The following is a 15963-nucleotide window of genomic DNA, read 5'->3' on the forward strand; positions in this document are numbered from 1 at the left end:
TCCGACAAGGACTTCGCGACCTCGTTGAGGCCGAGCCACCCGGCGTACGTGATCTACACCTCCGGTTCGACCGGTCGCCCCAAGGGCGTTGTCGTTTCGCACAAGGGTGTGGCGAGCCTGTCGGCGGCGCACGTGGCGAACTTCGAGGTCGGTACGGGCAGCCGGGTCCTCCAGTTCGCGGCGTTGAGCTTCGACGCGGCGGCCTGGGAAGTGATCATGGGCCTGCTGTCGGGCGCGACGCTCGTGCTGGCTCCCGCGGGCAAGCTGCTCCCGGGCGCGGCCCTCGCCGAGGTGGTGGCGCGGCACGGGGTCACGCACGTGACGCTGCCGCCGACAGCGCTGGCCGCGCTGCCGGAGAACGCGTTGCCGGAGGGTTCGACGCTGGTCGTCGCCGGTGAAGCGTGCCCGCCGGAGCTGGTGGACCTGTGGTCCCGTGGTCGCCGAATGATCAATGCGTACGGACCGACGGAGACGACGGTCTGCGCGACGATGAGCGATCCGTTGTGCGGCAAGGTGACCCCGTCGATCGGGCGTCCGATCACCAACGCCCAGGTCTACGTGCTGGATGCCGCACTGCGTCCGGTCGCGCCGGGTGTCGCGGGTGAGCTGTACGTGTCGGGTGCGGGCCTGGCGCGCGGTTACCTCGGTCGTCCTGCGTTGACGGCGGAGCGGTTCGTGGCCTCGCCGTTCGCGGTGGGGGAGCGGATGTACCGCACCGGCGACCTGGCGCGGTGGACGCCAATCGGCGAGCTGGAGTACCTGGGCCGGGCGGACACGCAGGTCAAGGTACGTGGTTTCCGCATCGAGCTGGGCGAGGTCTCGTCGGTCCTCGTCCAGCACCCGGCGGTCACCGCCGCCACGGTCATCGTTCGGACCGATCGCGCCAACGACCCGCGAGTGGTCGCTTACGTCGTCGGGACCGGTGACGGGTTGCGGGAGCATGTGGCCGCGAGCCTGCCGGACTACATGGTGCCCAGCGCGTTCGTGGTTCTGGACGAGATTCCGTTGCTGCCCAACGGGAAGGTGGACCGCAAGGCGCTTCCCGCGCCGGAGGTCGCCACCGTCGTCTCCCGTGCTCCGCGCAACCCGCGTGAAGAGCTGATGTGCGGCCTGTTCGCCGAGGTGCTGGACGTTCCGGCGGTCGGCGTCGATGGCAGCTTCTTCGACCTCGGTGGTCACTCGCTGCTGGCCACCAAGCTCGTCAGCCGGATCCGGTCTGTCTTCGATGCCGAGGTCGCCGTGCGCGCAGTTTTCGAGGCGCCGACGCCCGCCGAGCTGCTGGAGCGGCTGGCCGGGGCCGACCGTGCGCGTGCTCGGCTGGTACGGGCGGAGCGCCCCGCGGAGATCCCCTTGTCGGCGGCACAGCGGCGGTTGTGGTTCCTGCACCGCCTTGAGGGACCGAGCGCGACCTACAACGTGCCGCTGGTGCTGCGGCTGACCGGGACCATCGACGTCGAGGCCATGCGGGCCGCGATCGGTGATGTCGTCGCCAGGCACGAAAGCCTGCGCACCGTCTTCCCCGAAGCCGATGGAGTCCCCTACCAGCTCATCCTTGAGCCCGCCGAGGCGCGGCCCGTGCTGCGCGTCGTCGAGACCGAGGAACTCGAAGCTGCTGCGGAAGAGGCCGCACGGCACGCGTTCGACCTGTCGAGCGAGTTGGCGGTCCGCTCGTGGTTGTTCACAACGAAGCAGGACGAGCACATCTTGTTGTTGCTGCTGCACCACATTGTCAGCGACGGTGCTTCGCTGGAGCCGTTGTCCCGCGATCTGTCCACCGCGTACGCGGCGCGGCTTCGCGGTGAAGCTCCAGTGTGGACGGAGCTTGCGGTGCAGTACGCGGACTTCACGCTCTGGCAGCGCGAAGTGCTCGCCACCGAGGAGGAGCTTCAGGTCGCCTTCTGGCGGGACGCCCTCGCCGGTGTTCCCGACCTGGTCGAGCTGCCGATCGACCGCCCGCGCCCGCCGACGCCGAGCTACCGGGGCGACGAGGTCAGCTTCACCGTCGACGCGGAGCTGCACCGGAAGCTGACTGAGGTGGCCCGCGAGACCGGGACCACGCCGTTCATGGTTGCGCAGGCCGCGCTCGCGACCCTGTTCACCAGGCTGGGCGCCGGAACGGACATTCCGCTCGGCACCGCGGTCGCCGGGCGGACCGACGAGGCGCTCGACGAGCTGGTCGGCTTCTTCGTGAACACCGTGGTGCTGCGGACCGACACGTCCGGGGCACCGACGTTCCGGGAGTTGCTCGGCCGCGTGCGGGAGGCCGACCTCGCGGCGTTCGCGCACCAGGAGGTGCCTTTCGAGCGCCTCGTCGACCTGCTCAGCCCCACGCGGTCGCTTGCCCACCACCCGTTGTTCCAGGTGATGCTGGTCTTCGACAACAACGCCGATGCCGAGCTGGACCTGCCAGGCCTGCGGGCGCGGATCGCCGAGGTGGACACCGGGGTCGCGAAGTTCGACCTCACTTTCCACCTGGAGGAAACACCGTCCGGAGTGGACGGTTCGGTGCAGTTCGCCACCGACCTGTTCGACCGGAGCACCGCGACGGCGCTCGGCGAGCGGTTCGTCCGGGTCCTGCGCGCCGCGTTGACCGAGCCGGACCGGCCCATCACCGAGCTGGACGTACTCTCTGCCACGGAACGGGAGCAGGTGCTCAGCGCGTGGAACGACACCGCCGCTCCGGTGACCGCCTCGACCTTCCCTGCGCTGTTCCGGGCGAGGGTCGAGCAGGCTCCTGACGCGACGGCCGTGCTGTTCGAGGACGAGTGCCTCACCTACGCGGAGCTGGACGAGCGTGCTGAGCTGCTCGCGAAGTTCCTGTGCACCAAGGGCGTGGGTCCCGAGCAGGTCGTCGCGGTCGCGTTGCCGCGCTCCGTCGAGCTGGTGGTGACGCTGCTCGCGGTCCTCAAGGCAGGTGGCGCGTACGTGCCGATCGACCCGGACTACCCGGCCGACCGCATCGAATACATGATCACCGACTCGAACCCGGTTCTGGTGATCACCAACCGGGCGATCTCGGAGACGTTGCCGGGGACTTCGCTGGTGCTGGAGGACGTGGACCCCACGGACCTGCCCGAGGTCGCGGAGCCCGTGCTGGTACCGAGCCATTCGGCGTACGTGATCTACACGTCCGGTTCGACCGGTCGTCCCAAGGGCGTCGTGGTCTCGCACGCCGGTGTCGCGAGCCTGTCGGTCGCCCAGATGGCGGCTTTCGAGGTCGGCGCGGGCAGCCGGGTCCTCCAGTTCGCGGCGTTGAGCTTCGACGCGGCGGCCTGGGAGATGATCATGGGTCTGCTGTCTGGGGCCGCGCTGGTCCTGGCCCCGGCCGACAAGATCCTCCCCGGCGAGCCGTTCGCGCGGGTCGTCGCCCGGCACGGGGTCACGCACGTGACGCTGCCGCCGACGGCGCTGGCCGCGCTGCCGGAGAACGCTCTGCCAGAGGGTTCGACGCTGGTCGTCGCCGGTGAGGCGTGCCCGCCGGAGCTGGTCGGCCGCTGGTCGCGGAACCGTCGGATGATCAACGCGTACGGCCCGACGGAGACGACGGTCTGCGCGACGATGAGCGATCCGTTGTCCGGCGTGGTCGTGCCGTCGATCGGTCGCCCGATCACCAACGCGCGTGCCTACGTGCTCGACGCCAACCTCCGCCTTGTGGCGCCGGGTGTCCAGGGTGAGCTGTACGTGTCCGGTGCGGGACTGGCGCGCGGGTATCTCGGGCGGCCCGGTCTCAGCGCGGAACGATTTGTCGCCAACCCGTTCGGTGAGCCGGGGGAGCGAATGTACCGCACCGGTGACCTGGCGCGGTGGACCGTTCACGGTGAGCTGGAGTACCTGGGCCGGGCGGACACGCAGGTCAAGGTGCGTGGCTTCCGTATCGAGCTGGGCGAGGTCGAGTCCGTTCTCGCGCAACACCCCGCCGTCGCCCGTGCCACGGTCATCGTCCGCGAGGACCAGCCGGGAGTGCGCCGCCTCGTCGCCTACGTCGTCGGGTCCAGTGTGGACCTTCGTGAGCACACGGCGGCAAGCCTGCCGGACTACATGGTGCCCAGCGCGTTCGTGGTTCTGGACGAGATTCCGTTGCTGCCCAACGGAAAGGTGGACCGCAAGGCGCTGCCCGTGCCGGACTTCGCGTCCACCGCTGGCAAGCGCGCGCCGAGCACTTCGCGCGAGCAGGTGCTGTGCGAGGCGTTCGCCGAGGTGCTCGGGCTGCCCGAGGTCGGTGCCGATGACGGGTTCTTCGAGCTGGGCGGCGACAGCATCCTGTCCATCCAGGTGGTCAGCCGAGCGCGCAAGGCCGGACTCGTCGTGACCGCGCGGGACGTGTTCCAGCACCGCACACCCGCCGCGCTGGCCGAGATCGCACAGGTCCTGCCGACGGCGTTCGCCGACCCCGACGCCGGGATCGGCGAGCTGGCCCCGACGCCGATCATGCGCTGGCTGCGGGAGCTGGGCGGGGCCAAGGGCTTCAACCAGTCGATGACCGTCCAGGTTCCGATCGGACTCGACGAGCGCCAGCTGACCGAGGCCGTGCAGGCGCTGATCGACCACCACGACGCGCTGCGGCTGACGGTTGTCAGTCCTCAGTGGACGCTGCGGGTCCGCCCGCGTGGTGAGGTTGATGCCGCCAGCCTGATCACACAGGTCGGCGAGATCGACGCGCAGAACGCCGAGGCCGCTCGCGCCGCGCTCGACCCGGAGACAGGTTCCGTCGCTCGGTTCGTGTGGTCGCCGGGCCGTCTGCTGATCGTGCTGCACCACCTGGTGGTGGACGGTGTTTCCTGGCGTGTCCTGCTGCCCGACCTCGCGGCGGCGTGGACCGCGATCGCCGCGGGTGAGCGGCCGGAGCTGGAGCCTGTGGGCACCTCGCTGCGGGAATGGTCGCGGCAGCTCGCCGCTTCCGCACCGCAGCGGGTCGGTGAACTGCCGGTGTGGCGGGAGATCGCGGGCACTCCGGACCCGCTGCTCGGCAGCCGGGCTCTGGACCCGGCACGGGACACCGCCGCCACCGCGCGGGAGATCTCGCTGACCCTGCCGACCGAGCTGACCGAGCCGCTGCTGACCAGGCTCCCGGCCACGGTGCACGGAACGGTCAATGACGTGCTGCTCACCGGTCTCGCCATGGCAGTGGCGAAGCGGCGACCCGGACCGGTGCTCGTCGACCTCGAAGGCCACGGCCGTGAGGAGATCACCGAGCACACCGATCTCTCGCGCACCGTCGGCTGGTTCACCAGCCTGTTCCCGGTCCGGCTCGACACGGGAGCCGGCGCCACCATGGATGCGCTCAAGCGGGTCAAGGAGCAGCTGAGGTCCTTCCCGGACAACGGGATCGGCTACGGCGTGCTGCGGTACCTGAACGGGGACGACGACATCGCGGTGTCGCCGCAGATCGGGTTCAACTACCTCGGGCGATTCGGTGCCGACGGTGCGGAGCAGGACGGGATCACACCCGCGCCCAGGGACCCGTCGATGCCGATGACACACGCGGTGGAGATCACCGCGGTCACCGACGACACCCCGAACGGCCCGGTGCTCAGCGCAACCTGGACGTGGGCGGGCGAGCTGCTGTCCGAAGTGGACGTGCGGCGGCTCGCGGAGGACTGGTTCGCCGCGCTCGGCGAGTTGGTCGCGGACTCCTGCCGGACCGAAGCCGGTGGCCACACCCCGTCCGACCTCGGGCTGGACTCGTTGAGCCAGGACGAGATCGACGACCTCGAAGCCGAGTTGGGAGACTGGTGATGAAGCCTTCTGGGCTTGAGGACGTCCTGCCGCTCTCGCCGTTGCAGGAGGGACTGCTCTTCCACGCCCTCTACGACGACGAGGCGGTGGACGTCTACAACACCCAGCTCGTCCTGCACCTGCGGGGCCGGCTGGACGCCGGGCTCCTCCGGGCCAGCGCGGAGGCGGTGCTGCTCCGGCACGCCAACCTCCGCGCGGGTTTCCGGCTGCGCAAGAACGGCCAGCCGATGCAGGTGATCCCGCGCGGTGTCGCCCCCGCGTGGGCGGAGCTGGCCATGGACGAGGCCGAGTTCGAGCGGTTCCTGGTCACCGACCGGACCACCCGCTTCGACCTCGCCCACCCACCGCTGCTGCGGTTCTCCTTGGTGCGCATGGGCGATGACGACCACCGGCTGGTGATCACCAACCACCACATCCTGTTGGACGGGTGGTCGGCGCCACTGCTGGTGCAGGAGCTGTTCGCGATCTACGAGCGGGGTGGGTCGGCGACCGGGCTGCCGAAGCCGACTCCGTACCGGAACTACCTCGCGTGGCTGGGCAAGCAGGACAAGCCCGGTTCGGAGCTGGCCTGGCGGGAGGCGCTCGCCGGGCTGGACGAGCCCACCCTCGTCGCCCCTGCGGTTCCCGGGCGCGAGCCGGTGCTGCCGGAGCGGATCTTCACCGAGCTCTCCCCGTCGCGCAGCGCGCGCCTGGTGGAGACGGCGCGTGAGCACGGCCTCACGCTGAACACGCTCGTCCAGGCCGCGTGGGCGATCGTGGTCGGTCAGCTCACCGGGCGCCGCGACGTCGTGTTCGGTGCGACGGTGTCCGGCCGTCCCGCCGAGATCCCCGGCGTGGAGAGCATGATCGGCCTGTTCATCAACACCCTCCCGGTTCGGGTGCGGCTGGACCCGGCGACCGGGTTGCTGGACACGCTGACCCGGTTGCAGGACGAGCAGTCTCGGTTGATGGCGCACCAGCACCTGAGTCTCGCCGAGATCCAGCGCCAGGCCGGGATCGGCGAGCTGTTCGACACCATCACGGTCTTCGAGAACTATCCCTTCGACGACGGCGGGGAGCAGGAGCTCGGCGGGCTGAGCGTCGCGGGCATGGACGGCGGCGGCGCGACCCACTACCCGCTCAGCCTGATCACCGGCATGGCGGGGGACCGCCTGGTCGCACGCGTCGACTTCCGCCCCGATCTCTTCGACCGCGCCCAGGGCGAAGCCGTCGCCGCGCGGTTCCTCCGCGTGCTGGAGTCCTTTGACCTCGCGCGGCCGACCGGTCGCGTCGACGCCTTGCTGCCCGCCGAACGCGCCAAGGTCGTCGCGGAGTGGAACGACACCGCGAGCGAGCTGCCGAGCAGGACTCTGCCCGAACTCCTTGAAGCGCAGGCGCATCGTGAAGACGTCGCCCTGACCTTCGACGGCAATTCCTTGTCCTATGTGGAGCTTCATGAGCACGCGAACCGGCTCGCGCACTACCTGATCTCCGAAGGTGTCGGGCCGGAGAGCGTTGTCGCACTGGCGATGCCGCGTTCGGTCGAGCTGATGGTCGGCCTCCTCGGGGTGCTCAAGGCCGGAGCGGCGTACCTGCCGGTCGACCCGAGCTACCCGCCCGAGCGCATCGCGTTCATGCTCGACGATGCCGCCCCGGCCAAGGTGCTCAGCACTTCCGCGATGTCCTTGCCCGCACTGGAACTCGACAAGCACGACTTCTCCGAGTACCCGGCGACAGCTCCCACCGACACCGGTCTGCGGCTGGGCAACACCGCGTACGTCATGTACACGTCGGGCTCGACCGGTCGGCCGAAGGGCGTGCAGATCTCGCACGAAGCCGTCGTGAACCGACTCGACGGAATGCAGCGCGCCTACCAGCTGGACACCGATGACCGGGTCCTGCAGAAGACCGCGTCGAGCTTCGACGTGTCAGTGTGGGAGTTCTTCTGGCCGCTGCTCCAGGGCGCGTCGATCGTGATGGCGCAACCGGACGGCCATCGCGACCCGGCCTACCTCGCTGAGCTGATCCAGGCCGAAGGCGTCACGACCGTCCACTTCGTACCGCCGATGTTGCAGGTGTTCCTCCAGCACCCCGCTGCCTCCGGATGCACCAGCCTGCGGCGGGTCTTCTGCGGTGGCGAGGCTCTGCCGGAGGAGCTGCACCGGCAGTTCCGGGACGTGCTCGGCATCCCGCTGCACCACCTCTACGGCCCGACCGAGGCGACGATCGACGTCACCGCGTGGGACGGCGGCCAGGAGATCGGCCCCGGCAACGCGCCGATCGGCTTCCCGGTGTGGAACACCCAGGTCTACGTCCTGGACAGCGCACTCCGGCCGGTTCCCGCCGGAGTCGTCGGCGAGTTCTACCTCGCGGGTGTGCAGCTCGCGCGCGGCTACCTCAACCGGCCGGGGCTCACGGCCGACCGCTTCGTGGCCAACCCGTTCGGAGCGCCCGGAGCGCGGATGTACCGCTCCGGCGACCTCGCGAAGTGGAACGCCGACGGGTCGATCCAGTTCGTCGGCCGCGCCGACCACCAGGTGAAGGTCCGCGGCCTGCGTATCGAACCCGGTGAGATCGAGGCCGCGCTCACCGAGCACCCCGACGTCGACCAAGCCGTGGTCGTGGTTCGCGAGGACAACCCCGGCGACAAGCGGATCGTTGGATATGTCGTTCCGCAGGGGAATGCGGACGAGTTGCGCCAGCACGTGAAGGCGCGGCTGCCCGAGCACATGATCCCGACCGCGTTCGTAGCGCTTGACGCGTTGCCGCTCACGCCAAGCGGGAAGCTCGACCGTGCCGCGCTACCGGCTCCGGAAGCGACGGTGGTCGCGGCAGGGCGTGCGCCTCGTTCCCCGAAGGAAGAGATCCTTTGTGGACTGTTCGCCGAGGTGCTCGGAGTGGGCCGGGTCGGTGTCGATGACGACTTCTTCGACCTCGGCGGCCACTCACTGCTGGCGACGCGACTGATCAGCCGGATCCGGTCCACCTTCTCCGTTGAGGTGCCGATCCGCGCGTTGTTCGAGGCGCCCACTCCGGCCGCCCTGGTCTCCAGGCTCGACAGCTCCACATCGGCCCGTCCGCCGGTGCGCGCTGTCGATCGACCTGAGCACCCACCGCTTTCCTTCGCGCAGCAGCGGTTGTGGTTTCTGCACCGCCTCGAAGGCCCGAGCGCCACCTACAACATTCCGATGGCGCTGCGGCTGTCCGGAGCGCTCGACGTTGCTGCCCTCGAAGCCGCCCTCGGCGACGTCATGACCCGTCACGAGGCGTTGCGGACGGTGTTCCCGGACATCGACGGAACGCCTTACCAACACGTGCTTCCGACGGTTGACGTGCGGCTGGACGTGCGCGAGACCGACCACCTCGCGGAGGCCCTTGCGGAGGCCGCGGGCTACGCGTTCGACCTGGCGGGCGAAGTTCCTTTGCGCGCCACGTTGTTCCGCCTCGGTGCCGATGAGCACGTGTTGCTGTTGCTCATGCACCACATCGTCGGCGACGGTTGGTCGACCGCGCCGCTCGGCGTGGACCTGTCGGTCGCGTACACCGCGCGGACACAGGGGAAGGCGCCCGCGTGGTCGCCGCTTCCCGTGCAGTACGTGGACTACGCCCTCTGGCAGCACGAACTCCATGGCGTTGACGAGCAGCTGGAGTACTGGAAGCAGACGCTCTCCGGAGCACCTGAGCTGCTGGAGCTGCCCGCCGATCGGGCTCGGCCTGCCGTGTCCACCAACAAGGGCGCGCTCGTCAACCTCTCGCTGGACGAGCAGACCCACCGTGGCATCGTCGCGCTGGCGCGGCAGAACCAGGCCAGCGTGTTCATGGTCGTGCAGGCCGGTATCGCGGCGCTGCTGACCAGGCTCGGCGCGGGTACCGACATCCCGCTCGGCACCGCCATCGCCGGTCGCACCGACGAGGCGCTGGACGAGCTGATCGGCTTCTTCATCAACACGTTGGTGCTGCGCACCGACACCTCCGGCGACCCGAGCTTCCGTGAGCTGCTCGGCAGGGTCCGGGAGACCGACCTCGCCGCCTACGCGAACCAGGACGTGCCGTTCGAGCGGCTGGTGGAGGCGCTGAACCCGGCGCGGTCGCTGGCGCACCACCCGCTGTTCCAGGTGATGCTGACCTTCCAGAACAACGCCGCCAGCGACTTCACCATGCCCGGCCTCACCGTCAGTGGCGAGCCGGTCGGAGCGGAGATCTCCAAGCTCGACCTGTCGTTCTTCCTGGAGGAGAACTACACCGACGACGGTCAACCGTCCGGTGTGGACGGTGCGATCCAGTACGCGACGGACCTGTTCGACGCCGAAACCGCGCAGAGCTTCGCCGACCGGTTCGCGCGGCTGCTGGCTGCCGCCGTCACCGAGCCGGACAAGCCGATCGGTGACTTGGAGGTGCTCTCCGCGCAGGAGCGCTCCAACGTGCTGGACGCCTGGAACCACCCCGGCCGTGAGGTCGTGCGGACCACGGTTCCCGAGCTGTTCACCGCACAGGTCGCCAAGACACCGGACGCGATCGCGGTGGCCTTCGAGGACACCGAACTGTCCTATGCGGAGCTGGATGAGCGGGCAAACCGGCTCGCGCGGCACCTGATCTCCCTCGGCGCCGGGCCGGAGAAGTTCGTCGCGATCGCGCTGCCGAGGTCGGTCGACCTGGTCGTCGCGCTCCTCGCCGTGTTCCAGGCCGGTGCGGCCTACCTCCCGATCGACCCGGACTACCCTGCCGACCGCATCGCCTTCATGCTCGAAGACGTGGCGCCGACCCTCGCGCTGACCACCGACGAGCTTGCCGGACTCTTCCCCGAGGAGTTGCCGCAGGCGCGCATCGCCGACGCTGAGTGTTATCCGTCCACAGTGGTCACGGGTGTTGAGCGGAACCACTCGGCCGCCGCGTACGTGATCTTCACCTCCGGATCCACCGGCAAGCCCAAGGGCGTTGTGGTCGAGCACTACTCGCTCAACGTGTACCTCGCGTGGGCGCGCGACGCGTACCGCAGCGTCTCCGGCCGCGTGCTCGTGCACTCGCCCGTGTCCTTCGACCTGACCGTCACCGGCCTGTTCGCGCCGCTCACCTCGGGTGGGTGCGCGCATCTGGTCAAGCTCGACGACGGCGCTCCCGATGGTCCGTCGTCGTCAAGGCCGACCTTCGTCAAGGCGACGCCGAGCCACCTGGCGCTGCTGATGGCGTTGCCGGAGGAGTTCTCACCGACCGAACAGCTCGTGCTGGGCGGGGAGTCGCTGATGGGCGAGCTGCTCGACCAGTGGCGGCACCGGCACCCCGCCGCGACCGTGGTGAACGAGTACGGCCCGACCGAGACCACGGTCGGCTGCACCGAGTACCGCATCGAACCCGGCGACCGCGTGCCCGGCGGTGTGATCACCATCGGCAAGCCCGTGTGGAACACCAGGATGTACGCGCTGGACGCGAAGCTGCGCCCGGTGCCGCCAGGCGTGACGGGTGAGCTTTACATCTCCGGGGACCTGGTGACTCGCGGCTACCTCAACCGGCTTGGGCTGACCGCGACCAAGTTCGTCGCCGACCCGTACGGCCCACCCGGGTCACGGATGTACCGCAGCGGCGACCTCGGCCGATGGAACCGCTTCGGGCAGCTGGAGTTCGTCGCCCGCGTCGACCACCAGGTGAAGCTGCGTGGCTTCCGCATCGAGCTCGGCGAGATCGAGGCAGTCGTCGGCCAGCACCCGGCCGTGGCACACGCGGCGGTGCTGCTGCGCGAGGACCAGCCAGGTGATCAGCGCCTGGTGGCCTACGTGGTCAAGGACGGCATCAGTACCGAAGACCCGCTTGCGGGGTCGAGCATCGGTATCGAAGAGCTGCGCGACTACGCCGCGGACCGGTTGCCGGAGTACATGGTCCCGTCGGCCTTCGTCGAGCTGGAGCAGCTTCCTTTCACCGCAAACGGAAAGCTGAACCGCGACGCCCTGCCCGCGCCCGAGGTCAGCGGCTCCGGTCAGGCTCCGCGCACCGAGCACGAGGAAGTCCTCTGTGGACTCTTCGCCGAGGTGCTCGGTGTTCCCGACGTGGGGATCGAGGACAACTTCTTCGACCTCGGCGGGCACTCGCTGCTGGCGACCAAGCTCGTCTCGAAGATCCGCGCCGCACTGGGGGCGGAGATCGGTATCCGGGTCCTGTTCGAAGCGCCGACCGTGGCCGCGCTCGCCGAACGCCTTGGTATTGCTGAGAAGGCACGCCCGAGGTTGAGCAAGCGCGAACGCCCGGCGCGCCTGCCGCTCTCCTCGGCACAGCGCCGCCTGTGGTTCATGTACCGCTTCGAGGGCGCGTCGCCGACCTACAACGTGCCACTGGCGTTGCGGCTCACCGGCGAACTTGACCTCCAGGCGCTGCGTGCGGCCATCGAAGACGTCGTCGCCAGGCACGAGAGCCTGCGGACGATCTTCCCCAGCGTGGACGGCCAGCCGTACCAGCACATCCTCGACGACGCGCGGCCGGTGCTGATCGAGGGCGACATCAGCGAACTCGACTCCGCGGTCAGCTACGCGTTCGAGCTGGACTCCGAGTTGCCGATCCGCTCGTGGTTGTTCCGTGCGGCCGACGACGAGCACGTGCTGCTGGTCCTCATCCACCACATCGTCGGCGACGGGTGGTCGATGGGGCCGCTGGTCCGCGATCTGGGAGACGCCTATGCGGCGCGTCGTTCCGGGAACGCGCCGACGTGGCAGCCACTGCCCGTGCAGTACGCGGATCACACGCTGTGGCAACAGGAAGTTCTCGGTAGCGAGGACGACGAGAACAGCGCGATCGCCAAGCAGACGGAGTTCTGGCGCACCACGCTCACCGGACTGCCCGAGCTGATCGAGCTGCCAACGGACCGCCCGCGACCGGCGGTCGTCGGCTACCAGGGCGCCACCGTGCCCTTCGCCATCGACGCCGAACTCCACGCCGCACTTGCGGCACTGGCGAAGGACAGCAACGCGAGTGTGTTCATGGTGTTGCAGGCGGTGCTCTCCGCCCTGCTCACCCGTCTCGGCGCGGGCACGGACATCCCGCTCGGCACGGCGGTGGCGGGCCGGACCGACGAGGCGGTCAACGACCTCATCGGTTTCTTCGTCAACACTTTGGTACTGCGGACCGACACCTCCGGTGAGGTCGGCCTGCGCGAGCTGCTCGGCCAGGTGCGCGACGCCGACCTCAGCGCGTTCGCCAACCAGGACGTGCCGTTCGAGCGGCTCGTCGAGGTGCTGAACCCGACGCGTTCGCTCTCGCACCACCCGCTGTTCCAGGTGATGCTGACGCTCCAGAACCTCGACGCGGCGGAACCTTCGTTCGCCGGGCTTCAGGTCAGGGCCGAGGACATCGGCACCGATGCGGCCAAGGTCGATCTGGCGTTCGCGCTGGAGGAGGACCACGACAACGGCAGGCCGGCCGGGATCGAAGGGATCCTGCGCTACTCCACCGACCTGTTCGACCGGGAGACCGCGCAGCGGCTCGCGCAGCGCTTCGTCCGGTTCCTCGCGGTGGCGGTGAGCGACCCCGACCGACCACTGTGCCGGATCGACGTGCTCTCCGACGACGAGCAGCGCGATGTGTTGGGTGGCTGGAACAACTCGGCCACCCCGGTTCCCTCGCTGACCTGGCCGGAGCTGTTCTCCGAGCAGGTGCGGCGCACACCGTTGAACCCAGCGGTCGAGTTCGAAGGCACCACTCTGTCCTATGTGGAGCTGGATGACCGCGCCAACCGGTTGGCGAACCGACTCGTCGAGCTGGGCGCTGGACCGGAAAGCGTTGTGGCCCTGGCCCTCCCGCGTTCGGCGGACTTCGTCGTCGCGGTGCTGGCGGTGCTCAAGTCGGGTGCGGCGTACCTGCCGGTCGATCCCGACTACCCAGCCGACCGGATCTCCTACATGCTCAACGACGCCCAGCCCACCTGCGTGATCTCCGACGGTTCCCTTGCCGGGTTCACGGTCCCGCTGGTCGATCTGAGCACGGAGGCGCTGGAGTCGTTGCCCGCCGAGGAACCTCGGGTCTCGCGCAGCCTGGACAGCCCGGCCTACGTGATCTACACCTCCGGGTCGACGGGGCGGCCCAAGGGCGTCGTGGTCTCGCACCGCGGCATCGCGAGCCTCGCGGCGAACCAGGCGCAGCGCTACGACGCCGGACCGGGAAGCCGGGTGGTCCAGTTCGTCTCACCGAGCTTCGACGTGAGCGTGTCCGAGCTGGCACTGGCGCTGCTCTCCGGCGGATGCCTGGTCATCCCGCCGAAGACCCTCGCGGAGCAGCGCCTGGCGACCTTCCTCGCCGAGCGCCGCATCACCCACATCCACATCCCGCCGTCGGTGCTGGCCGGGGTGCCTCGGGTACGGCTGCCGGACCTGCGCGTCGTGGTCACCGGCGCGGAGTCCAGCCCTCCGGAGCTCATCGCCTTCTGGTCCACCGGCCGCCGGATGATCAATGCGTACGGTCCGACCGAGGCCACTGTGGACGTCGCCTCCTGGATCTGCGAACCGGGTTCGGACCAGCCGGTCCCGATCGGCTCGCCCATCGCCAACGCGCGCGTGTACGTGCTCGACAGCGGCCTGCGACCGGTCCCGCCGGGTGTGGTCGGAGAGCTGTACACGGCCGGTTTCGGCCTGGCACGGGGATATCTGCGTCGTCCCGGCCTGACGGCGGAGCGCTTCGTGGCCTCGCCGTTCGCGCCGGGGGAGCGGATGTACCGCACCGGCGACCTCGTCCGCTGGCGCGCGCAGGGCCACCTGGAGTTCGTCGGCCGCGTCGACAACCAGGTCAAGATCCGCGGCCTGCGCATCGAGCTGGGCGAGGTGGAGGCGGCGGTCGCCGCGCACCCCAGCGTCGCCCAGGCGGCGGTCGTCGTCCGCGAGGATCGCCCCGGAGACAAGCGACTCGTCGGCTACGTCGTCCTGACGGAGAACGTGACCGGCTCCGAGCTGCGCGCTCACGTTGCCGAGTCGGTCCCCGCGCACATGGTGCCGTCGGTGTTGGTGACGCTGGAGGCGCTCCCGTTGACCCCCAACGGCAAGGTGGACCACCGAGCGCTTCCCGTTCCAGGCGCCGTCGCGGCCGACGAGGGGCGCGGGCCGCGTTCGCTGCGCGAAGAGGTCCTTTGTGGACTGTTCGCGGAGGTCTTGGAGCTGCCCAAGGTGAGCATCGACGCGAACTTCTTCGAGCTCGGCGGGCACTCGCTGCTGGCGATGCGCTTGACGAGCCGGATCGCCGATGTGCTCGGCCAGGAGATCGCGGTGCGCGTGCTGTTCGAAGCCGCGACGGTGGCGGAGCTTGCGATGCGCCTCGACGGCGTGGTGGACGAGACCAGCCCGCTGCTTCCCCTGCGTACCAAGGGAGACCGCGCGCCGCTGTTCTGCGCCCACCCGTCACTGGGGCTGAGCTGGTGCTACTCCGGGCTCGTCCAGCGGCTCGACGACAGTTACCCGGTCTACGGGCTCCAGGCGCGTGGCCTGGACGGCTCCGGTGAGCTGCCCGAGTCGCTGGAAGACATGGCGCGGGACTACATCGAGCAGATGCGCACGGTCCAGCCGCACGGCCCGTACCACCTGCTCGGCTACTCGATCGGCGGCAACATCGTGCACGCGATCGCCACGGCGTTGCAGGAGCAGGGCGAGGAGGTCGGGCTGCTCGCCGTGCTCGACGCCAGGCCCGGCGACCCGGCCCAGCCGGGCCCGATCGAGACGCAGCGCCCGCTGACCGCGAAGGACGTGCTGGCGCGGATGAGCGAGGACGCGGGCGGCGAGCGCACCGACGACGAGGACCGCCAGCGGGAGAAGGCGATGAGCCTGCTCGCCGAGGCGATGGGCGGCAGCGCGGACCCGCACCAGCTCAACGTGATGATCAACAGCATCCGCGTGGTGACGGGCCACCGCCCGGCGGCGTTCAAGGGCGATCTGACCCTGATCGTCTCCGACCAGGGCGGCGAGGTCCTCGAACGCGCATGGGCGCCCTACGTCGGCGGCGAGGTCGAGGTCACCACCATCGACTGCGGTCACCACGACCTGCTGCTGCCCGGCCCGCTCGCCCGGATCTGCGAGGTGGTCGCGGACCGGATCACCTGAGACCCCTCCGGCAGGAACGGCAGCGAGGGTCCTGCCGGAGGCCCAGGTGCGCCTGGTCCTGGCTGGCGCCGTTGGGGTTTTCGCGTTTTGTAGGCATCTTGCGCGAAAGAGCGCTCCCATGTCGCATTAAGAGGGTGTCTCGTTTGGGTCTGATGGGATTCTTCGGCATGATCGTTGCTCGTGGATG

General features: G+C 69.5%; 2 protein-coding genes (1 of these 2 cut by a window edge). Both read left to right on the forward strand.

The genetic code is table 11. From position 1 onward, the window contains the following. A protein-coding gene (locus ACFFQA_RS05345; protein ID WP_377850487.1) for a non-ribosomal peptide synthase/polyketide synthase crosses the window boundary here: on the forward strand, positions 1-5736 show its 3' end. The gene continues 16548 nt to the left of window position 1, outside the view; the window shows 5736 of its 22284 coding nt (coding positions 16549-22284); its start codon lies beyond the left edge, outside the window; its stop codon occupies positions 5734-5736. Next, complete coding sequence (locus ACFFQA_RS05350; RefSeq protein ID WP_377850488.1) at positions 5736-15776, forward strand: non-ribosomal peptide synthetase; 10041 nt, start codon at positions 5736-5738, stop codon at positions 15774-15776. The genes ACFFQA_RS05345 and ACFFQA_RS05350 overlap by 1 nt, the downstream gene beginning before the upstream one ends. The last annotated feature ends 187 nt before the right edge of the window (positions 15777-15963 follow it).

Origin of the sequence: Allokutzneria oryzae, assembly GCF_042429765.1 — a bacterium.
GTDB classification, from domain to species: Bacteria; Actinomycetota; Actinomycetes; order Mycobacteriales; family Pseudonocardiaceae; genus Allokutzneria; species Allokutzneria oryzae.

Bases quoted from the DNA above. Each gene is read 5' to 3' on its own strand.
- ACFFQA_RS05350 (WP_377850488.1), top strand. From the start codon at position 5,736: ATGAAGCCTTCTGGGCTTGAGGACGTCCTGCCGCTCTCGCCGTTGCAG.